Raw genomic sequence first — 20,916 nt, forward strand, 5'->3', positions numbered from 1 at the left:
ACCCGCATGACCCGTGTCATCGTGATCGGAGCCGGCGCTGTCGGCCTGGCATCCGCGTACTACCTCCGCAAGGCCGGCCACGAGGTGACCGTTGTCGACCAGGCGCCGCTCGCGGCGAAAGCCTCGGGGCACAACGCGGGCTGGTTGATTCCGAGCATGTCGACACCGGTCCCAGCGCCCGGCATGATGCTGCAGGCCATGAAGTGGATGGTGCAGCCCGACAGCCCGCTGTACGTGACACCCTCGCTCAAGCCGAGCTTCATCGGGTTCATGCTGCGCATGCTTCGTAGCTGCACCGACGCGCGCTTCCGCGAGGGGTCGGCGGTGCTCGCCGCGCTCAGCGCGACGGCGCTGTCGGACTTTGACGAGCTCGCGTCCGAGGGCGTCGAATTCGAGCAGCACGAGCAGCCGTTGTCGATGCTCTTCACCGACGGACACAAGGTCGAGGGCCGGGTCACCGAGCTCGAACTCTTGGACGGCAAGCTGCCCGGGTTTTCGTGGAACCACATGAGCGAGGCAGACCTGAAGGCGCACAAGCCCGTGCTCTCAGACCGGGTGGTTGCCGGCATCGAGTCGCGGGGCGACCGCTCGGTCGACCCCGGCTCGTTCGTGCGCGGCCTCGCGGCGGCCTGCGAGCGCGAGGGCGTCGAGCTCAGGCTTGGCGCGCCCGCATCGCTCGAGCAGGCCACCGGTGGTGGCGTCTCCGTACAGGTGGGCGCCGAGACGCTCCGAGCCGACCGAGTCGTCGTCGCCGCTGGCGCCTGGACCAACGAGGTGCTGCGCGGCATCGGCGAGCGCGTGCCGCTGCAGTCGGGCAAGGGCTACGGCTACGACTTCCCGGTCGTGCCCGGCGGCCCGACGAAGCCGATTTACCTCGCCGAGGCGAAGGTGGCGATCACGCCGCTCGACACGAAGGTGCGACTTGCTGGCACGATGGGCTTCACCGGCGTCGATGAGTCGATCAAGCGTCGCCGCGCCGGCGGTATCCTCACCGGTGTGAGCGGATACTTCGAGGGCTGGCCCGACATCGACGGTGCCCCCGAACCGTGGACGGGGCTGCGCCCGACGACGCCAGACGGCCTCCCGATCATCGGCGCGCTCGCGAAGCACCCGAACGTGCTTGTCGCGACGGGGCACGTCATGCTCGGCATCAGCCTGGCGCCCACGACGGGCAAGCTCATCACCGACCTCGTTGGTGGCGGCCCCGTGCCCGAGCTGTTGCGGGGCGTCTCCGCGAACCGCTTCTAGGCTCGGGCAGCCGCCCCTCGCCGAACCCCTTCACCACCCAGCCAGCAAGGAGAACTCCATGATTGCCCCGACCGGACTGCCGTTCCTCTCAGCCGCGGACGTGCGCGCCCAGATCGACCCAGACACCGCGCGCGGCCTCATCGAGCGCGCGCTGCTGGAGGGCTTCGACCCGGCCGATGACCCCGCGAGGCAGTCGGTTGACGCTGGGGCGGGGCACCTGCTGCTCATGCCGTCGAGCCTCGGGCAGTCGGTCGGGGTGAAGATCGCGTCGGTCTCGCCCGACAACCCTGCGAAGGGCAAGCCCCGCATTCAGGCCCTTTACCTGCTCATGGACGCTGAGACCCTCACTCCCCAGCTGCTCGTTGACGGGTCGGCGCTCACGGTGATCCGCACGCCCGCGACCACCGCGGTCGCGGTTGACAGGCTCGCGGAGCCCGACGCGCAGCGTCTCGTCGTGTTCGGTAGCGGGCCGCAGGCGATCGACCACGTCGTCGCCTTCTCGCGCATCCGCGAGCTCACCGACATCAAGCTTGTCGGGCGCAACCCCGAGCGCACCGCACCAGCGGTGGCGAAGCTCGCCGAGCTCGGGATCTCGGCGAGCGTCGGCACCCCCGCGGACGTCGCCGAAGCCGACATCGTGCTCTGCGCGACGTCGGCAAAAGACCCGGTGTTTGACGGTTCGCTCGTGCGCGACGGCGCCTGCGTTGCCGCGATGGGCTCGCACGAGCCCGACAGGCGCGAGATCCCGGGCGACCTCATGGGCCGCGCGCTCGTCGTCGTCGAAGACCAGGCGACCGCGCTGCGCGAGGCCGGCGACGTCATCATGGCGGCGGCCGAGGGGAACCTTGACGTCAACTCGATGCAGCCCCTCGCAGGCCTCGTGCGGGGCGAGATTGTGCGCGACCCCAGCCGCCCGAACGTCTTCAAGGGCACGGGTATGTCGTGGCAAGACCTTGCTGTCGCGTCGGGGCTGACGCCGCCCGCGTAGCTTCACCGACCGGAATCCTTGCGGGGCCCGCCGCTACTCGGTTGCCCCCACGCGAACGAGCATCTTGCCGGTGTTCGCGCCGCGCATCATCGCGAGGAACGCGTCGATGGTGTTGTCGATGCCGTCGACGATGGTTTCGTCGTAGGCGATCTTGCCCTCGCCAAACCACGCGGACATGCGTTCGGTGAACTCGGGCAGCTTGTCCCAGTGCGCACCGACGGTGAAGCCCTGCATCGTGAGTGCGCGAGTGATCATGTTCGCCATGTTCGAGGGGCCGACGGGGCGCTCGGTGGCGTTGTACGCGGCGATCGCACCGCAAAGCGCGAGCCTACCGCCGTCGTTCATCGCGGCGAGGGCGCCCTCGAGGTGGTCTCCGCCGACGTTGTCGAAGAACACGTCGACCCCGTCGGGCGCTGCCTCTGCGAGCAGCTTTCGCACCGGGCCGTCTTTGTAGTTGAACGCCGCGTCGTAGCCGTACTTCTCGGTCAGCAGCGCCACCTTCTCTGGCGAGCCTGCCGACCCGACCACCCTGCCAGCGCCCAAGAGCTTCGCGATCTGGCCTGCGGCGGTGCCGACGGCGCCCGCGGCGCCCGAGATGAAGACGGTGTCGCCCTCGCGCAGGCCCGCGATGGTCGTGAGGCCGACGTAGGCGGTGAGCCCGGTCATGCCGAGCATGTGCAGGTGGACGGAGAGCGGTACTCCGGCGAGTTCGGGCAGTGCCCGGAACTTCGCGCCGTCGGCCTGCGCCACGTCGGTCCAGCCGTGCTGGTGCAAGACGGCGGTGCCGACGGGCAGTGAATCGTTCGCTGACTCGACGACCCTGCCGACGGCCCCGCCAGAGATCACGGCGCCGAGCTCGTAGGGCGCAACGTAGCTGCGGGCATCGCTCATGCGCCCGCGCATGTACGGGTCGACCGAGACGAACTCGTTGCGCACCCGCACCTCGCCAGGCGCGAGATCGCCGTACTCGACGGTAGCGGTCTCGAAGTCTTCGTGCACGGGCCAGCCTGTGGGGCGGCGGGCGAGGCGAATTTGGGTGCTCGTTGACTGACTCATGTGTGCTCCTTTGTGAGGTGGGGTACGTGAAAGCGGGAGGTGGATGCGGGGGCCGCCCGGCTACCCGAGGAGACCGATCGCCAGCGCGATGATGCCGAGCGCCGGCACGAGGCCCTGCTTCGCTGCGGCGCCAAGCTTGTCTGGTGACGAGAGGCCAAGCACGAGGCTTGCCGCGACCATAGAGCCCGCGCCTGTGAAGACCAGGGTTGCCCCCACGGGCACGTTGCCCAGCGCTACGACGACGATGCCGAGGAACACGGCGACCGCGAGAAACAGGTTGTAGAACCCCTGATTGAAGGCGAGCGTGCGCTGCGCCTCGGCCTGCTCGACGGTGCCCGTGCCAAACGTGCGGCGCGCCCGCGCGCTCGTCCAGGCGATGGATTCGAGGTAGAAGATGAACACGTGGATGAGTGCCGCAATACCGGTCAGCACAAGGCCTGTGATCATCATGGGTGGCTCGATTCTCTCGGTGAGCGCCGGCCGCGGGCCGCGTTCGCAAAATTCTGTAACGGTCAGTACAATATAACGAGAGGGGCGTTCGCGCAATCATTTTGAGGAGACAGTATGGGTCGCACGCAGCAGTTCGACACCGCGGAGGTCGTGCGCGCGGCTCGAGGCGTGTTCTGGGCGAACGGGTACGAAGCGAGCTCGATCCCTGACCTCGAATCGGCCACGGGGCTGAAGCGCTCGAGCATCTACCACGCGTTCGGGTCGAAGCAGGGGCTGTTTGAGACCGTCATCGAGAGCTACCTGACCGAGGTCATCCGCCCCCGGCTCGCGCCGCTCACCGCCCCAACGGTCGCCGCGGGCGCGCTCGAGGGGTACCTCGCCGGGCTGCGCGCGGCGCTCCTCGATGCGGGCACGACGGCCGCGACGAGCGGTTGCCTGCTCGTGAACGCTGCGGGCGCGCCGATCTCGCAGGACGCCACCGTCTCACGGGTCATCGCCGACTATCGGGCTGAGCTGCGGGGAGCCTTCGCGAACGGCGTCGCCGCCAGGTTTCCGGCAGCGGCCGACACCGAGGTGGCCGTGCTTGCCGATGTCTGCACGGGCCTCGTGATCGCTGCCGTCGCGCTCGTGCGCGTCACCCCGGATGCGGCGGTCGCGAGCATCGACGCCGCGCTCGCGCTCATCGGCGAGCGCGCCGCACAGGGCTGAGGGCTGCAGGGCTGAGGTCACAGGGCCGCGACGCAGCGCGCCAGCACGCCGACACTCCGGCGCTTGACCCGACCGCTGGGTTCGTCGCTATGCTGAGGGTTCCAGTACACATCCGCTGGGGGGGCCCGAACGGGCTGAGATTTGCCGAATGAGGCGAACCACCCCAGGAACCTGATCTCGTTAGCACGAGCGGAGGGAAGCGGTCACTATGTTGATCCATGTTCATGTCTCACCCACTCCCATGGGAGACGAAAACGGTCGGTACAGCTGCGTCGAAGGCGCGATTCGCGTCATCGAGCAGAGCGGCCTCGAATACGAGGTCGGCGCGCTCGGCACGACCATTCAGGGACCGGCTGACGAGCTGTGGCCGCTCATGCGCGAGCTGCACGACGCGACGCTTACGGCCGGGGCCGATCGCGTGATGACGCACTTCCGCATCCTCGAAGCGAAGGACGACGTCATCGAAGCCTCGATGACCGACCTCGCCGCCCGCATCACGCACTAGCCCGCCGGCCGCCGTGAGAATCCTCACGCGGCAGATCCTCCCCGTGTTCCTCGCCGTCGCAGGCCTGGTGCTCGCGTGGGGTCTGCTCGTGCGCTTCACAGGCGTGCCCGCGTACCTCATCCCGTCGCCCTCAAGCGTGTGGGCGGCGGGCTGGGGCGATCGGGCGCTGCTCGGCTCGCACCTCGCCGCGACGCTCAAGATCGCGCTCTCGGGTTTCGCGCTCGGGGCGCTCGGTGGCGTCGCGATCGGGATCGCGCTTGGCCTGTCCGCCACCCTGCGACGGGCGGCAGAACCGCTGCTCATCGCGAGCCAGGCGATCCCGCCCGTCGTGCTCGCGCCGATCCTCATCTCTGCGATGGGGTTCGGGGCGTTCCCGAAGATCCTTGTCGTGGCGCTCGGCGCGTTCTTCCCGATCGCGATTAGCGCGAGCGCGGCGATGCGCGACGCCGACAGGTACCTCGTCGACCTGCTGGTTTCGATGGGTGCGTCACCGTTCACGGTGCTGCGCCGGGTGAGGCTGCCGGGGGCGATCCCCGCGATCGTCGCGGGTGCGAAGGTCGCCGCGAGCTACGTCGTGTTTAGCGCAATCATCGCCGAGTGGATGGGCTCCTCCATCGGGCTCGGCGTCTACCTCCAACGTTCACAGGCGAGTTACCGGATGGATCAGCTCTTCGCCGCGGTCGGCGTCATCGCCGTGCTCGGCGTGCTGCTCTTCTGGCTCGCATCCCTGATCGGCGACACCGTGCTGGCGCGGTTCCGATCCACACCCAACAGAAAGGGCGTCTAACCATGGCCGCTCACACAAAGACCACGAAGACCACAAAGCTCTCGAAGGCCGCAACCGCCACGACCGCGACCGCCGCGCGCCGCACCGGGGTCGCCGCGGCACTCGCAGGCTCGCTGCTGCTCGCGGGCTGCGCCGCGTCGGGCCCCGGGGCAAACGGGGGCGGTGGCACCGACGGCGGCTCGGCCGCCGGGGGAACCGCGCTCACCCCCGTCACGCTTATGCTCAACTGGACGCCGAATGCGCACCACGCGGGCATCTACTACGCGAAGGATCACGGGCTGTACGAGGAGGCCGGTCTCGACGTTGAGATCCTTGAACCGGGCGACGGGATCGGGGCCGATGCCTCGGTCGCCGAGGGCCGCGCAGAGTTCGGCATCTCGCAGGCCGAGTCGCTGCTGCCCGCGCGCGCGGCCGGGATGGACCTCGAGGCGGTCGCGACGCTCCTGCCCGTGAACGACTCGGTGCTCATGGGCGTGAAGCGCTCGGGCTTCAGCGAGAAACTGAGCTCGCTCGCCGGCCTCACCTACGGCGGTTACGGCGGGGCGCTCGAGACCGAGATTATGTCGGCGCTCACGACCTGCGGCGGCGGGGACCCAAAGGAGGTCGAATTCATCGAGATCGGTAACGTCGATTACCTCGCGGGCCTCGAACAGGGCAAGTTTGACGTGACCTGGGTCTTCGGCGGCTGGGACGCGCAGCGCGCGAAGGCCGCAGCCGACGACGTGGTGATTCTGCCGATGGCCGACCACCAAGACTGCATCCCGAACTGGTACACGCCCGTGATCGTTGGCAACGCCACGAACATGGCGAAGGATCCGGCGACCGCGGAAGCCTTCCTCAACGCAACGAGCCGAGGCTACGACGAGGTCGTGCGTGACCCCGCCGCGGGCGCCAAGGCGCTCCTTGAAGCCGCGCCCGAGCTCGACGAGGGGCTCGTGGAACGCGCGGTCGCCTACTACGCGCCCCGCTTCACCGCCCAGGGGAAGTTTGGCGAGATGGACGAGACGGTGTGGCAGACCTTCACCGACTTCCTCGTGCAGGCGAAAATGCTCGACGACGCCTCGCCCGTCGAGGGAGCATGGACCAACGAGTACCTGCCGGGCGACTAGCGTGAGCACCCTCAGGGTCGAGTCGATCTCGCACGCGTTCCCGCAGCCCGGCGCGGGCTGGTTCTCGCGCCGGGGGCGCGGCGTGCCCGTGCTCGAGGACGTCTCGTTTGAGGCCGAGGCCGGCACACTGACGGCCATCCTCGGGCCGAGCGGCTGCGGGAAATCGACGCTGCTTAGGCTACTCGCGGGCCTCGAGGCCCCGACCTCCGGGCGAGCGCTCCTCGGCGGGGCGCAGCTGTCGGGCAAGCCCGGCGGGGTCGCGTATCACCCGCAGCGCGACGCCCTGCTCCCGTGGCTGCGGGTGCTCGACAACGCGACGCTCGGGGCGGAGACCTGCGGCCGCGACCGCGCTACGGCGAGGGCGGAGGCGCTCGCGCTGCTTGAACGCTTCGGGCTCGCGGGGAACGCCGAGGCGTGGCCCGACGAGCTGTCGGGCGGCATGCGCCAGCGGGTCGCGCTCATGCGCACCTTCCTGATGCCGCAAAAGGTGCTCGCGCTCGACGAGCCGCTCGGCGCGCTCGACGCCCTCACCCGGAGACAGCTGCAGCACTGGCTCACGGGCATCGTGGCGAGCGACGGTCGGCCGATCCTGCTCGTCACGCACGACATTGACGAGGCGCTGCTGCTCGCCGATCGGATCCTCGTCTTGAGCGCGCGGCCCGGGCGCATCGTGCACGTCGAAGAGCGACCCGACGCGGCGACCAGGCTGCGCGAGCACGATGACGGGGGCGACCGCGGGGCCGCGCGCAGGCTGCTCGGCTGGCTCGGCGGCAGTGCGTAAGCTGGCATGATGACTGCAACTCTCGTCGCCCAGGCGATCGCGGGCGGATACGCGCACCGCACCCTCTTCGAAGACCTCGACCTCACTGTCGCCCCGGGCGATGTCGTCGGGGTCGTCGGGGTGAACGGCGCCGGGAAGTCGACGCTGCTGCGCATCCTCGGGGGCGAGCTCGTGCCCCAGTCGGGCACCGTGCAGCTCGCGCCGCAGGACGCGTTCGTCGGCTGGCTGCCGCAGGAGCACGAGCGCGTCGCGGGCGAGACCGTCGCCGCCTACGTCGCCAGGCGCACCGGCTGCGCGCAGGCGACGGTCGAGATGGACCGGGCGGCGGAGGCCCTCGGAGACCCCGCCGCGCAGGGAGCGGGGGATCCGGATCCCGCAGACGTGTACTCCGCGGCGCTCGACCGGTGGCTCGCGAGCGGCGCGGCCGACCTCGAAGAACGCCTCCCGGCCGTGCTCGCCGAGCTGGGTCTGGGGCTCGCCCCCGAGGCGCTCATGACCTCGCTGTCGGGCGGCCAGGCAGCGCGCGTCGGCCTCGCCGCGCTGCTCCTGTCGCGGTTCGACATCGTGCTGCTCGACGAGCCGACGAACGACCTCGACCTCGATGGCCTTGAGCGGCTCGAGGGCTTCGTACAGGGGTTGCGCGGCGGCGCGGTGCTCGTGAGCCACGACCGCGAGTTTCTCGCGCGCTGCGTGACGAAGGTGCTCGAGCTCGACCTCGCCCAGAACAGCAACCGGGTGTTCGGCGGCGGCTACGACGCGTACCTCGAGGAGCGCGAGATCGTCCGCCAGCACAAGCGCGACGACTACGAGGAGTTCGCCGCGAAGAAAGCAGACCTCGTATCGCGGGCCCGCACGCAGCGCGAGTGGTCAAGCCAGGGCGTGAGAAATGCGATGAAGAAGGCGCCCGATAACGACAAGATTCGCCGCGCGGCGTCGATGGAATCGAGCGAGAAGCAGGCGCAGAAGGTGCGGCAGATGGAGAGCCGCATTAGGCGCCTCGAAGAGGTCGAGGAGCCGCGCAAGGAGTGGCAGCTCGAGTTCACCATCGGGCAGGCGCCCCGGTCGAGCTCCGTCGTCGCGACGCTGAACGGCGCGGTCGCCAGGCAGGGCGACTTCACGCTCGGGCCGGTGTCGCTGCAGCTCAACGCGGGGGAGCGGGTCGGCATCACGGGGCCGAACGGCGCCGGGAAGTCGACGCTGCTCCGGCTGCTCCTCGGCAGGCAGGAGCCCGACTCGGGGAGCGCCGCGCTCGGCACGTCGGTCGCGATCGGTGAAATCGACCAGGCCCGATCGCTGTTTGCGGGCAGTGAGCCGCTCGCCGACGCGTTTGAGGCGCTCGTGCCCGAGATGACGTCGGCGGATGTGCGCACACTGCTCGCGAAGTTCGGGTTGAAGGCCGACCACGTGCTCCGCCCGGCGGGTGACCTGTCGCCAGGTGAGCGCACCCGCGCCGGGCTGGCGCTGCTGCAGGCGCGCGGGGTGAACGTGCTCGTGCTCGACGAGCCGACGAACCACCTCGACCTGCCCGCGATTGAGCAGCTCGAGCAAGCGCTCGAAAGCTACGAGGGCGCGCTGCTGCTCGTCACGCACGATCGGCGCATGCTGAACACGGTGCGGCTCGACCGCCGCTGGCACGTCGAGGCGGGCGGCGTCGTAGAGCTGTAGGGGGCGCGAGGGTGCTGAGCCGCGGGGCCGCTGGGCTGTGGCGTCAACCTGGGTGCCAGATCAGACGTGTCAAGGAAAGGCTGTTAGGATTTCGCAGAGAACGCGGGCCTGAGCGGCCCGCCGCCGAAGCTCAAGCAGGAGAGTCAATGGCTATCGCGAACACCGAGACCGCACCCGCAGGCGTCGAAACAGCGACTCCCGAGGCGGTGGCGCCGGAGGTCAAACGCTCGGCTGCTGACCGGTTCATGCGCCGCCTCCTGCGCGTCGAGGGCGCGAAGAAGACGCCGTTCATCAACCGTGATGCGCACCGTAACTTCCGCGTCGCGCTCATCATCTCGGGCGTGCGCTGCCTCATCACCTACCTGCTGATCCCGATCCTCGTGCCCATCCTCGGCGTCGCCGGCGTGCTCGCCGCGCCCATCGGCATCGCGCTGTGCGTCGTCGCAGCGGTGAACGGCGTCGTGAGCGTGCGCCGTTTCTGGATCAGCGATCACCGCGGCAAGTGGATGTACACCTGGTTCATCGTGATCGTGTTCGTCATCCTCACGGTCGCGATGGTCTCCGATATCGCACGGATTGTGAGCCCCGCATGACCCCGAACGACAGCACCCAGCCCGACACCGCAGAGCGCGGTAGCGTTCAGCCCGAGGCCGAACTCGTCGACGACAACCCCGAGCAGGTCCCCGCGAAAGCCTGGGTGACGATGGCGATCTTCGCGGTGTTCGTGATCGCCTTCGGCACCTGCGCGTCGACCTTCATGTTCAACTAGACAGAGCTCGCCGCGGCGCTGTTTGCCGCACCCTCGGCTGCGTCCACCCGGCGGTACGCCGCCCGGAGGCCGAAGCCGAACGCGAGCGCGACGAAGAACATGAGCACGCCGTAGACGGCGGCCGGGAGCGACAGCTCCGTGTTGCCGAGCACCGTCTGCGCGATCACAATGGCGAGCGTTGCGTTGTGGATGCCGATCTCAAACGAACTCGCGATGGCCTGGGTACGCCCGACCCTGAGGAGCCTCGGGACGAAGAAGCCGACGCTCAGGCTCAGCAGGCAGAACAGCACCGTGATGAGCGCGAGCTGGCCGAGGTTCTCGAGCAGCATGTCGAGGTTCGACACGATCGCGCCCGCGATGACGACGATCAGGATGACGACCGAGGCGACCCTGACGGGCTTGTCCATCCTGTCGGCGAAGGTCGGCCACTGCCACCGTACAAACATGCCGAGCGCGACCGGAAGCAGCACGATCGCGAAGACCTCGATCGTCTTCGACAGCTGCAGACCAAGCGTTTCCTCCCCGGGCATGAAGTGGGCGATCGCGAGGTTCGTGATGAGCGGCAGCGTGAAGACCGCGATGACCGAGTTCAGGGCCGTGAGCGAGATGTTGAGCGCAACATCGCCGCGGAACAGGTGGCTGTAGAGGTTCGCAGTAGTACCGCCGGGTGAGGCCGCGAGCATCATCATGCCGACCGCGAGTACCGGCGAGAGGTTGAACGCGAGCACGAGGCCGAAGCAGAGTGCGGGGAGGATGAGCAGCTGGCACACGAGCGCTATGAACACCGCCCGCGGGTGCTTCGCAATCCTGGTGAAGTCTCCGACCCGGAGGCTCAGGCCGAGGCCGAGCATGATGATGCCGAGGGCGACGGGTAATCCGATGGTGGTCAACGCTGATCCCATAGCCACAGTATGAACGATGCGACGGCAAAAGTCTCGCATTGGGGGAGGACAGCGTTCCCGTTGGCGGAGCTGCCCTCCCTGGTGCGGCGTCAAGGTCGATTAGCGGCGTAGGCCGACCGATCCACAGGCCGACCGACCCGCAGGTTGACCGACCCACAGGTCGACCGACCCACAGTTCGACCGCTAGCCGGTTGCCGGGCTGAGCACCAGCTGCGGCCACGCTGCGGCGTCGCGCAGCAGCTGGCGGTCGTGAGAAGACAGCACCACCGCGACTTCGGTCGCGCCAAGCGCTTCGGTCAGTTCGTCTACGAGCGCGATGGACAAATGGTTTGTGGGCTCGTCGAGCAGCAGTAGGTTGGGGCGCGTCGCGAGCACGAGCGCGAGGTCGAGTCGTCGTTTCTGACCCATCGACAGTTCGCTCACGCGCTTTGCCACCTCCGCCGGGCGCAACAGGCCCAGCTGTGAGAGCCCGATTGCCTCCTCCTCGTGCACTCTGCCGCGGGCGACGAGTTTGCTGATGACATCCGCGAACACGTCGGCGGCGTGGAGCTCGCCGGGCACAAGGGATTCCTGGCGAAGCCACCCGATTCGCGCCTCATTGTGGGTGCCAACTCGCCCGAAGGTGGGCTTGAGATCACCAGCAGCGACCGCGAGCAGCGTCGATTTCCCGGCCCCGTTCGGCCCAGTCACAACGAGTCTGTCGCCCCTGCTCAGCGTGAGCGAGATCGGGCCAGCGAGGCGACCGGTGACGCCGACGTCGTCGAGCGCGAGCAGCTCGACGCCTGAGGGCGCAGTGAGGTCGGGGAAGCTGAACTCCTGTGGCGGTGGTGGGATAGTGACGGCGTGCGCTTCGAGCGCCTCCTGCCTCCTGTGCACGCTCTGGACGAGGCCGCCCGCCCGGGTAGCACGAGCGTGCTTTCCGGTGCCCTTTTCCGGGCGCCAACCTGACACGAGCCGGTTCTGCGCCTGTGACAGGCTTTCCTGGAGCCTCGCTGCTTCGGCACGCTGCTGTTCGTAGGCTTGGTCCCATCGGGCGCGCTCGGCAAGCCTGCCCTCCCGGTACCCGGCGTAGCCGTTGCCGTAGACCCGCAAGCGGTTGTCGGGTGTGGGGTCGAGGTCGATGATCGTCTCCGCAGCGTCTGCAAGGAGCGCTCGGTCGTGGCTGACGAACACGACGCCGCCGGCACGCTGCCGAATCTGCGCCGTCAAGAACTCGAGCCCGCTGCGGTCGAGGTGGTTCGTCGGCTCGTCGAGCAGCAGAAAGTCGTCGTCGGCGCCGAGGAGGCAAGCGAGCCGCACGCGGTAGCGCTGCCCAACCGACAGCCTGTCGAGCGGGGTTCGCATGTCGGTCTCCGCGCCGAGCGCCTCGAGCGCGATGGTGACTCGCCGCTCCGCGTCCCAGGCGTCGAGGGCCTGGGCCGTCTCGAGCGCCTCGGCGTAGGCTGACTCAGCAGCTGCTGAGTCAGCGCTCGCTGAACCGCCGCCCGCGGGGACACCGCCAGCGAGTGCGGCAGCTGCCGTGTCGAGGGCGGCGAGCGCAGCGAGCGGCCGTGCGATGGCACGGGCGACGGCGTCGCCGACGGTGCTGCCGGCGTCTGCCTCCATTTCCTGTTCCGCGATAGCGAGCGTGCCGATGCGGTGGACGGTGCCCTCATCGGGCTGGATGCTGCCCTCGAGGGTATGCAGCAGCGTCGTCTTACCGCGGCCGTTCTCGCCGACGATCCCGATGCGCGATATTGGCGTGACAACGAGATCGACGTCGTTCAGGACCCGCTGCGGTCCTCGGAGAACAGTGACGCCTGACACGGTGAGCTGGGCGCGATGGCGCGCCGAAATGGACGTTGTAGGGGTATGCATGTAGTTCCTTGTGCCTGGCGCACACCGGTGCCTGCTGCGGCTGGGGTTATCGAGCAACAGTGCCTGCGGGGTGCGCAAATAACGGTGACCCGGTGGGGTCAAAGCTGGGCTCGCCGCGCTCGGAAGTACTCACGAGGGGCGGGCAGAGCAGCCGTTACAGGAAGAAGTAATGCATGATTCAAGCGTACAGGAGTGGCCGCTGCGCGCAAGCGCCGCCTGCGAGGGCCCGGCCCGCGGGCCCTCCTGCTACCCGAGCGCGTCGACGATCGCGGCCCGGCGCTGCGCCACAGTCTCCGACCGCTCGTTGAACACCCGCGTCGCGCGGCCCTCGCCAAACGCTGGCCAGCCGGGGTCACCGTCGCGGATGAACGCGACCCAGGCCGCGTGCATCTCCCTGCCGAGGCCGGCTGGCGCCCCCTCGCCGTTCAGGCGCACGGCGTCTTCGTCTTCGAGAAGGTCGAACGCGAATGCAAGATCGAGAGCGTGAGCCGCTCGCAGGTCGCGAACGGGGCTCTCCCACGCGAACTCGTAGACGAACGTCGGCGCGGTGCGGGCGCGCGCGACCCTCGTTGCCGGTGCCCGGAGGAGCTTGTCGGTGACGATCTGCCCAAGCTGCTCCCCGGGGGTCGCCGAGGGGAAGGCCTTGCGGACAGCGCGGGCGGCCCGGCCCGGCACCCGCATCGCGAGCCGCGCGATCCACGCCTTCGCCCCGCTGATACCCGCGAGCGCCTCGGGCGTGAACCAGAGCCGGTACTCGTCGGTGTTCGTGCCGATCAGGATCGGGGTATCGATGCCCGCGAGCGCGTCGACGGGGGAGGCGGGGAGAGATTCCGGATCCAGAGCGAGCGCGTACCCCGGCGTCCCGCTGAGGGGCGACGACCCGGCAGCGATCTCGCTGCGCGCCCGAAGCAGGTCCGCGGGTTCGGCGGCGGCGAACGCCTCCCGCGACGTGGAAATGCCGAGCTGCTTCGCGATCGCGTCAGACGCACGGCGGGCTTTTACCGCGTCGACAGCCTCGAGCGGGCCGGATTGGATGATCGCTCGGGCGGCCTTTGCCCGGGCCTGCGGCTGCGAGAGGAGTGCGGCGACGAGGGCCCCACCGGCGGACTCGCCCATGATGGTGATGCGGCCCGGGTCGCCGCCGAACGCCGCGACCTCGCGGTGCGCCCAGTCGAGCGCGGCCTGCGCATCACGCAAGCCGAGGTTCAGCGGTGCGCCGTCGAGCACGCTGAAGCCCTCGGCGCCCAGTCGATAGTTCGCCGAGACGAAGACGATGCCGTCGCGCGCGAAGGTGCGGCCGTCGTACCCGCTCTGCGCCGCGGCACCGCGCTCGAGCGCCCCGCCGTGGAGCCACAGCACGACGGGCGCGCCCGCGGCGTCTGCTGGCGCCCACACGTTCACGGTCAGGATCTCCGTGCCCTCGATCGCGGGCACCTTGATGAGTTCGCCGAGGCTGCCCTGGTAGGGCGTCTGCGGGGCGGTCGGGCCGAATGCTTTGGCTTGGAGCGGTTCATTCCACGCCTCGGGCTGCTCGGGGGCGCGGAATCGGAGCTCGCCAAATGGCGCCTTGGCGTAGGGAATCCCGAGGAAGCGGCGAATCCCGTTGGACTCTGAACCGACGACCTCTCCGAGCGTGGTCGTGACCGTCGTCGTGTTTGCGCTGCGCTGCGCCTCAGCATCTCCCATGAAGCCTCCTATGTTGGCTTAAGAGTATTGGGTGCGGGCGTTGTGCGGCTAGTTCGGGGTTGGGTTCGGTGCGGGGCGTTCGGGTCCGCTGGGGCCCGTTGGGTTGGGTTCGCCGCCGCTGCCACACCCGCCACACCTCATTTTCTCGAGTTCACACCAAACTTGGCCGGAATTACACGTGTTCTCGAGAATTTGGGGTGCTTGGGTGGGGCGGGGTGCTTGGGTGGGGCGGGGTGCTGGGGCGGGGCCTAGGCGGCGTGGAGGCCGCGGGAACCCCGGTGTCTCCAACGAACACGGGTGTTCCTGACGCACGAAAAGATACGGGTCAGGCGCGGGAATGGAAGCGCACACCGGGCGTTGACTTCATCTGGGCCGAGCCGATTCACCGGCCAGCCAGAAGACCAGTAGCGCCAATAGTTCAGCGCCCTCGAAAGGATGCACCTCGCATGACCACCCACTCTGAGCAGCCGCTCATCAAGATTATCGTCGGAAGCGTACGCCCGGTGCGCGTTGGCGATCAGCTCGCGGCGGCCCTCGCACCCGCGCTGGCTGAGGCGACTGGCGCCCGCGTGGAGATCGTCGACCTTGCAGAGGTTGGCCTCCCGCTGCTCGACGAGCCGCTGATGCCCGCGATCGGTCAGTACGAGCACGACCACACCAAAGCGTGGAGCGCGACCATCTCGGAGAGCGACGCGGTCGTGTTCTTGACCCCGCAGTACAACGGCGGGTACCCGGCCGCGCTGAAGAACGCGATCGACTTCCTCTTCCACGAGTGGAAGGCAAAGCCGACGTTCGTGGTGAGCTACGGCGGGCACGGCGGCGGAGCAGCTGCTGCGCAGCTGCGCAGCGTGCTCGAGTTCATCGGCCTTGACATTGTCGCGCCCAACGTCGAGCTCACGCTGCCGCGGGAGTCGTACGGATCGGATGGGCGCCTGGTCGACGCGAAGCCTATTCTCGTTTCGCATGACGCCGCTGTTGAAGCGGCGGCGGCACGCCTCTCAGAGAAGTTGCGCGAGCGAGCAGAGCTGAACGCGGTCGCCGGCGCGTAAGCTCATGCCCAGGAGGGCAGCTGCGTGGGGTATTTCGGGAACGCGGGGTCGGTGACGCCGCGTGTGACCGTCGTCGGTGAGGCGCTCATCGACGTCGTGTTGCACGCCGATGGGCGCACCGAGCGCGTGCCCGGCGGTAGCCCGGCGAACGTCGCGCTCGGGGTAGCCCGGCTCGGGGTCGACACTGCCTTCCTGGGATGCATCGGGCGCGACGGCGACGGTGAGGTGGTTGTCGAACGCCTGAGCGCGGCGGGCGTCACTGTGCTGCCGGGGTCGCTGAGCGCGGCCCGCACCCCGACCGCTGAGGCCTTGATCGATGAGTCGGGCGACGCGACCTACCGCTTCGACGTGGCCTGGCACCTGCCGCCAGAGGAAGACGTCGCCCTGTCCGAAGTGCTGCACATCGGCTCGTACAGCGCATTCCTGCAGCCGGGGGCCGACACCGTGCGTGAACTCGCGCGCCGCTCCCGCGAGGCGGGCCGCCTCACAATCTTCGACCCGAACATCCGACCCGCCCTCGTCGGGGAGCCGGGCCCGGTGCGGGAGCGCTTTGAGGGGCTCGTTGCCCTTGCCGACATCGTGAAACTCTCGGACGAGGACGCTGGCTGGCTGTACCCCGGGGAATCGGAGGAGGGGGTGCTGCGCCGGATCCTTGAGCTTGGTGCGGGCCTCGCCGCGATCACCCGAGGGGCCGACGGCGCAACCCTCGCAACCGACTCCGAAATGGTGCGGGTTGCCGCGAAACGAGTGGGCGTCGTCGACACGATTGGTGCCGGCGACAGCTTCACCGCGGCGCTGATACAGAGTCTCGCGTCGCTGACGCCCCAAGCCATCCCGCTCCTTGACACGGCAGAACTCCGGGCGCTCGGCCGCCGGGCGGCGGTCGCGGCAGGCCTCACGGTCGCGCGCCGAGGGGCAGACCTCCCGTCACTCGCCGAGCTCGAAGCGGCTCTTGAGGCAAGCCCCTGAGACGAGCCCCGCCGGCAGAATCCCGCCACGCTGAGGCCGCTCGGCGTTCTCCGAGCCGAGTGAGGCAGAGTCGAAGTACACCTGTCGGCGAGCCCGCCCGCAGTGAGGCCGAAAGGAGCCGGATCGCAATGACGCGCATCAGTGACGAAGGGCGACTGCGGGAGCTGCTCGAACCAGACGGCGGTGAGTTTTCTGAGATTCCCAGCGGCACGCTGAACTACTCACTCACGGGGGAAGCCCGCAACGGCACGGTGCTGCTCATCGCGGGGCTGTCGATGCAGCGCACCGACTGGTCGCCCGAGCTCATCGCCGGGCTCCATGAAGCCGGGTACGCGACGCTCGCCGCCGACAACCGTGACGCGGGCAGGTCGCGCATGAACGACAGCATCCCCACGGACTACAGCCTCGCCGACATGGCGACCGACCTGCGCGATCTGCTCGAAACGCTCGACCCCAACGCCGCCCACACCAACCCTGGCCCCGTGCACGTCGTCGGTATGTCGATGGGCGGGATGCTCGCGCAGCATCTCGCGATGCTCGCCCCCGAGCGCGTGAGGTCGCTCACGTCGCTCATGTCAACGACGGGGGCCCGCGAGGTTGGCCGCCCCGAACAGGCGAGCAAATGGGTGTTCCTCACACCTGCCCCGACCGACAGTCGCGACGCCTACCTCGCGTACGCGCAGCGCTACCACGAGGCGCTCGCCGGGCCGTTTTTCGCCGACCCCGAGCGCGCTCGACAGACGGCTGAGATGGCGTGGGATCGCGGGCTCTCGCCGGCAGGCACGGCGAGGCAGCTCGCGGCGATCCAATCGGACGGCGACCGCACCGAGAGGCTGCGCGCCCTGCGAGTGCCGACGCTCGTCGCCCACGGTGACGCCGACCCGCTGATCGGTATCTCCGGTGGCGTCGCGACCGCAGCCGCGATCCCCGGCGCGAGCATGTACGCGATCCCGGGCATGGGTCACACGGTTCCGTGGCAGCGAGCCGCCGAGCTCACGGCCCGCCTCGTCGCCCACTTCGCTGCGGCGGCCGCTTCCGTCGACAGGGCGCACGGTCGCTAGGCTCGGGGAGGAAAAGAAAAAGGAGACGCCCCGAACGGACTACGCTTGAGGCTCGCATCCCACCCGGTCACTGAACGCTTGAGGAAGACCCCATGAACATCCTGATCGTAGAAGACGACGCCCGCGTCGCCGAGGCGCTGAGCGCCTATCTGCGGCAGGCGGGGTACACGACGCACCGAGCGGCCGATGGCGCGTCGGGCATCGAAGCGGTGGGGCAAGACACCGAGGCAGTGATCCTTGACCTCGGGCTCCCTGACATGGATGGCCTCGACGTGTGCCGGCGTATCCGCGGCGTGAGCAGCGTGCCGATCATCATTGCGACGGCCCGCTCGAACGTCGAGTCGCGCATCAAGGGGCTGCATGCCGGCGCCGACGATTTCGTCGTGAAACCCTACGACGTGCGCGAGCTCATCGCCCGTATCGAAGCGGTCACTAGGCGCGCCCGTTCGGCCGCGCCCTCACCCGACGAGAGCTCGAACGTCGAACTCGACGGTCTGTACATTGATTTCGCGAACCGGCTCGTGCTCGCCGAGGGCGCCCCGGTCGAGCTCACCCCGAAAGAGTTCGACATTCTCGCGGTGCTCGCGCGCTACCCGGGTGTCGTGACCCCCCGCGATCGGCTCATCCGTGAGGTGTGGGGAACCGATTGGACGGGCTTCAGTAGGTCGCTCGAGGTGCACGTCGCCTCGATTCGGCGCAAGCTGAACCGGCCCTCGCTCATCGCGACCGTGCGCGGCGTCGGCTATCGGTTGACGGCCGGATAGCCCGTGCGCAGGCGGCTCTTCATCGTCTTTCTGGTGCCGATGACGATCATCCTCGTGGCGCTCGGCGGCGCGTACGGCTGGAGCGCCGCACGGTCGATTCAGCAGCAGGTCACCTCGCAGCTGCTCAGCGACCTCAGCTACTTTACGACGGGCGCGAGCCAGGCGCTGCGGGCGGGCGATCCCGCCATGATCGAGACGGAGCTGCGGCGGTATGGCTCGCTGTACGACGCCGAGGTCGTCGTCTATGACCGCTCGGGTGCGCCGTGGGCCGCGAGCGTGCGAACCCCAACGCTGTCCGAGGAAACGACGAGTCAGGTGAACCTCGCGCTCTCGGGGCGGCGCGGCGAGCCCGCGGGGGAGATGCTCCCCTGGGTGAAGGGCGAGACCGTCATCGTCGAGCCCGTCTTTGACGACGGCAGCGTGATTGGTGCGGTGCACATCTCGGCGAGCACCGATGGGCCGCGGCGCGCGATCCTCACCCAGTGGAGCGCGCTCGTGATCGTGAGCGGCCTGATCATCCTCGCGCTCGTGTGGGCGGTGTATCGACTCGCGAGCTGGGTGCTGCGGCCGCTGCACCGGCTCGACGCCGCGATGGCCGCGATCGAGCACGGCGAGATGGGCGCGCGTATTGACGACGAGACGGGGCCGCCCGAGGCGCGGCGCATGGTGCGCATGTTTAACCAGATGGCCGACGAGATCGAGCGCGTGATGACGCGGCAGCAGGAGTTCGTCATGAACGCTTCGCATGAGCTGCGTAACCCGCTCGGCGCGCTCCTCATGCGGGTCGAATACCTCGCCACGGGGCTCGACGAGGGGTGGATCGACGACGTCGAGCACGCCCGCGAAGAGGGCCGGCGCATGACCCGCATCCTCGACACGCTGCTGAACGTCGCGCGCGATGGGAAGTCAGACTCGGCGTTCGTCGCCGTCGACCTCGCGGCGCTCGCGGAGGATCGCGCGGCCGGCTGGCACGAGCGCGCCGCCGACTCGTGGGTGGTGTTTCACACGCGGGCCGTGGGCGACGTGTGGGCCGTCACCGACCGCATGGCAGTCGAAACCGCGCTCGACGCGATCATCGACAACGCGCTGAAGTTCGCGCCTCGCGGAAGCGCGATCGACCTCTCGGTGACGACGCGGGAGGGCGAGCACGTGATCTCGGTTCGGGATCGGGGCCGGGGGCTTGAACCCGAGCAGCTCGAGCAGGCGACCGCGAGGTTCTGGCGCAGCCCGCAAGATCAGAACGTGCCGGGGTCGGGGCTCGGCCTCGCCATCGCCTCTGACCTGCTGCACACGCTCGGCGGGCGGCTGCGGTTGTCGTCGCCAACGGGTGGCGGTCTCGAAGTTGAGCTCATCCTGCCGGGCGCGAGCGAGAGCGGGGGCGAGCGTGCGTAGGGGCGACGGGGAGCGAAGGCTCTCACCGCGGGCCACGAGCCGCGCCCTCTTGGGCGGGCTCGCGGCGCTGACGCTTGCGCTCTCGGGCTGCAGCGCCGCGGCGAACAACGCGGAGCAGCTTGTGATCGCGGGCGGCGCGTCGACAGGGATCTACTACTCGTACGGCGGCGCCCTCGCGGGCGAGCTCCGTGGCGAGGGGCTCGACGCCGTCGTCGCGACGAGCGGAGGCTCCGTTGACAATCTCTTGCGGGTCGGCAGGGGCGAGGCGATTCTCGGGTTCGCGCAGGCCGACGCGGCCGCAGATGCGATCTCGGGTGTCGGGGCCTTCGACGTGCCGCTTCCTGTCCAGGGGGTCGCCAGGGTCTATGACGAGTACGTGCAGGTGGTCGTGCCCGAGGAGTCACCGGCCGAGCATATCCCTGACCTCGCGGGGCTACGCGTCTCCGTCGGCGAGGTGAACTCCGGTGTCACCGTCATCTCCGATCGCGTGCTGCGCGCCGCCGGGATCGATGAGGGCGACTTTGTGCCCGTGCGTCTCGGGCTCGACGATTCGGTTGCTGCGCTCGCTCGCAGGCGACATCGACGCGTTCTTCTGGGTGGGCGGCGGTGCCGACACCCGGCATCCAGAGCTGTCGAAGACAACCCCGCTGCGGATGCTACCGATCCGGCCGAGACCGTTGAGAAGGTGAACTCGGGCCACGCCGGCGTCTATCGGCTCTCCGATTTCCCGGTCGCACCTACGGAGCGGCTGAACCGGTCGAGACGATGACGATCCCGAACTACCTTGTCGCGGCCGCCGATGCGCCCGAGCGCCTCGTCTACGAGGTCGCGCGCACCCTGTTCGAGTCGCGCACCGACATCGCCCGCACCGTCCCCGCCGCCGCGCTACTCGACCGGCGACAGGCGATCTTCACGAGCCCGCTGCCGCTCCACCAGTGGGCCGCGAAGTACTTACGTCGAGAGCCGCCACTAGCCGCAGGGGGCCCTCGCGCAGGCGGCGCTCGCCGCCGCTGAACCTCAAGAGAAGCTCAAGACGAGCCTCAAGATACCCTCAACGCCCGTGACTTTGGAGATTCGCGCTCACTAGCGTGGGGCTGATCGGTTTCAGGACGAGCAAGCGACTCGCTCTTCGAACCTGGCAACCCAAGCAGTGTGCCGACGCAGCGCAGC

At 69.0% G+C, this 20,916-nt stretch carries 22 protein-coding genes and 1 riboswitch; of the genes, 17 read left to right on the forward strand and 5 right to left on the reverse strand.

The genetic code is table 11. The features are described from left to right. Positions 1-6: 6 nt before the first annotated feature. Together FB468_RS14770 and FB468_RS14775 are read left to right on the forward strand one after the other, a co-directional pair. Positions 7-1,248 carry an NAD(P)/FAD-dependent oxidoreductase gene (locus FB468_RS14770; protein ID WP_141888005.1) on the forward strand — a complete coding sequence of 414 codons (1,242 nt, stop codon included), beginning with the start codon at positions 7-9 and terminating at the stop codon, positions 1,246-1,248. Positions 1,249-1,306: 58 nt separating this feature from the next. Further along, entirely contained in the window at positions 1,307-2,236 is a 930-nt protein-coding gene (locus tag FB468_RS14775) for an ornithine cyclodeaminase family protein (protein ID WP_141888006.1), read from the forward strand. A 33-nt stretch (positions 2,237-2,269) separates the two neighbouring features. On the opposite strand, the gene FB468_RS14780 is transcribed toward FB468_RS14775, so the two are convergent. Then, on the reverse strand, positions 2,270-3,292 hold the full coding sequence (locus FB468_RS14780) for an NADP-dependent oxidoreductase (protein ID WP_141888007.1): 1,023 nt from the start codon (positions 3,290-3,292) through the stop codon (positions 2,270-2,272). A 60-nt stretch (positions 3,293-3,352) separates the two neighbouring features. Continuing rightward, a complete protein-coding gene (locus FB468_RS14785; RefSeq protein ID WP_141888008.1) occupies positions 3,353-3,742 on the reverse strand; it encodes a DUF1304 domain-containing protein in 390 nt (129 codons plus the stop codon). Positions 3,743-3,856: 114 nt separating this feature from the next. Between FB468_RS14785 and FB468_RS14790 the strand changes: the two genes are divergently transcribed. The 8 genes from FB468_RS14790 (at position 3,857) to FB468_RS14825 (ending at position 10,066) form a co-directional block, all read left to right on the forward strand. Then, positions 3,857-4,450, forward strand: a complete 594-nt coding sequence (locus FB468_RS14790) for a TetR/AcrR family transcriptional regulator (protein WP_141888009.1) — start codon at positions 3,857-3,859, stop codon at positions 4,448-4,450. Positions 4,451-4,557: 107 nt separating this feature from the next. Next, positions 4,558-4,665, forward strand: a riboswitch (TPP riboswitch). After that, positions 4,659-4,955: a thiamine-binding protein gene (locus FB468_RS14795; protein ID WP_141888010.1), complete on the forward strand. Its 297-nt coding sequence runs from the start codon at positions 4,659-4,661 to the stop codon at positions 4,953-4,955. It overlaps the preceding riboswitch by 7 nt. A gap of 13 nt (positions 4,956-4,968) precedes the next feature. After that, positions 4,969-5,742: an ABC transporter permease gene (locus tag FB468_RS14800; protein WP_141888011.1), complete on the forward strand. Its 774-nt coding sequence runs from the start codon at positions 4,969-4,971 to the stop codon at positions 5,740-5,742. Between the two features lie 2 nt (positions 5,743-5,744). After that, the gene (locus FB468_RS14805; RefSeq protein ID WP_141888012.1) at positions 5,745-6,851 is read left to right on the forward strand and encodes an ABC transporter substrate-binding protein; all 1,107 of its coding nucleotides are present in this window, start codon (positions 5,745-5,747) and stop codon (positions 6,849-6,851) included. A gap of 1 nt (position 6,852) precedes the next feature. Next, positions 6,853-7,632, forward strand: a complete 780-nt coding sequence (locus tag FB468_RS14810) for an ABC transporter ATP-binding protein (RefSeq protein WP_211359149.1) — start codon at positions 6,853-6,855, stop codon at positions 7,630-7,632. A 9-nt stretch (positions 7,633-7,641) separates the two neighbouring features. Then, positions 7,642-9,297, forward strand: a complete 1,656-nt coding sequence (locus tag FB468_RS14815; protein WP_141888013.1) for an ABC-F family ATP-binding cassette domain-containing protein — start codon at positions 7,642-7,644, stop codon at positions 9,295-9,297. A 146-nt stretch (positions 9,298-9,443) separates the two neighbouring features. Beyond that, entirely contained in the window at positions 9,444-9,890 is a 447-nt protein-coding gene (locus tag FB468_RS14820; RefSeq protein WP_246055916.1) for a hypothetical protein, read from the forward strand. Continuing rightward, the gene (locus tag FB468_RS14825; protein ID WP_141888014.1) at positions 9,887-10,066 is read left to right on the forward strand and encodes a hypothetical protein; all 180 of its coding nucleotides are present in this window, start codon (positions 9,887-9,889) and stop codon (positions 10,064-10,066) included. The genes FB468_RS14820 and FB468_RS14825 overlap by 4 nt, the downstream gene beginning before the upstream one ends. Here FB468_RS14825 and FB468_RS14830 read toward each other — a convergent pair. The 3 genes from FB468_RS14830 to FB468_RS14840 form a co-directional block, all read right to left on the reverse strand. Continuing rightward, a complete protein-coding gene (locus FB468_RS14830; protein ID WP_141888015.1) occupies positions 10,063-10,968 on the reverse strand; it encodes a bile acid:sodium symporter family protein in 906 nt (301 codons plus the stop codon). The genes FB468_RS14825 and FB468_RS14830 overlap by 4 nt on opposite strands. A gap of 183 nt (positions 10,969-11,151) precedes the next feature. Then, a complete protein-coding gene (locus FB468_RS14835) occupies positions 11,152-12,825 on the reverse strand; it encodes an ABC-F family ATP-binding cassette domain-containing protein (RefSeq protein WP_141888016.1) in 1,674 nt (557 codons plus the stop codon). A 246-nt stretch (positions 12,826-13,071) separates the two neighbouring features. Continuing rightward, complete coding sequence (locus tag FB468_RS14840) at positions 13,072-14,511, reverse strand: carboxylesterase/lipase family protein (protein WP_141888017.1); 1,440 nt, start codon at positions 14,509-14,511, stop codon at positions 13,072-13,074. A 446-nt stretch (positions 14,512-14,957) separates the two neighbouring features. Here FB468_RS14840 and FB468_RS14845 point away from each other — a divergent pair, with 446 nt between their 5' ends. The 7 genes from FB468_RS14845 to FB468_RS17595 all read left to right on the forward strand — a co-directional run bounded on the left by FB468_RS14845 (position 14,958) and on the right by FB468_RS17595 (position 20,760). After that, on the forward strand, positions 14,958-15,560 hold the full coding sequence (locus FB468_RS14845) for an NADPH-dependent FMN reductase (RefSeq protein ID WP_141888018.1): 603 nt from the start codon (positions 14,958-14,960) through the stop codon (positions 15,558-15,560). A 51-nt stretch (positions 15,561-15,611) separates the two neighbouring features. Then, a complete protein-coding gene (locus tag FB468_RS14850) occupies positions 15,612-16,529 on the forward strand; it encodes a carbohydrate kinase family protein (RefSeq protein ID WP_246055917.1) in 918 nt (305 codons plus the stop codon). Between the two features lie 128 nt (positions 16,530-16,657). Further along, positions 16,658-17,590, forward strand: coding sequence for an alpha/beta fold hydrolase (locus FB468_RS14855; protein ID WP_141888020.1), 933 nt, complete (start codon positions 16,658-16,660; stop codon positions 17,588-17,590). Positions 17,591-17,682: 92 nt separating this feature from the next. Then, positions 17,683-18,354, forward strand: coding sequence for a response regulator transcription factor (locus tag FB468_RS14860; RefSeq protein WP_141888021.1), 672 nt, complete (start codon positions 17,683-17,685; stop codon positions 18,352-18,354). A gap of 3 nt (positions 18,355-18,357) precedes the next feature. Then, positions 18,358-19,746 (forward strand): sensor histidine kinase, encoded by a 1,389-nt coding sequence (locus tag FB468_RS14865; protein WP_141888022.1) that lies wholly within the window; start codon positions 18,358-18,360, stop codon positions 19,744-19,746. Continuing rightward, positions 19,739-20,515, forward strand: coding sequence for a TAXI family TRAP transporter solute-binding subunit (locus FB468_RS14870; RefSeq protein WP_281290283.1), 777 nt, complete (start codon positions 19,739-19,741; stop codon positions 20,513-20,515). Before FB468_RS14865 ends, FB468_RS14870 begins: the two co-directional genes overlap by 8 nt. Continuing rightward, a complete protein-coding gene (locus FB468_RS17595; protein ID WP_281290284.1) occupies positions 20,512-20,760 on the forward strand; it encodes a TAXI family TRAP transporter solute-binding subunit in 249 nt (82 codons plus the stop codon). The genes FB468_RS14870 and FB468_RS17595 overlap by 4 nt, the downstream gene beginning before the upstream one ends. Positions 20,761-20,916 lie beyond the last annotated feature (156 nt).

It is taken from the genome of Leucobacter komagatae, assembly GCF_006716085.1.
GTDB classification, from domain to species: Bacteria; Actinomycetota; Actinomycetes; order Actinomycetales; family Microbacteriaceae; genus Leucobacter; species Leucobacter komagatae.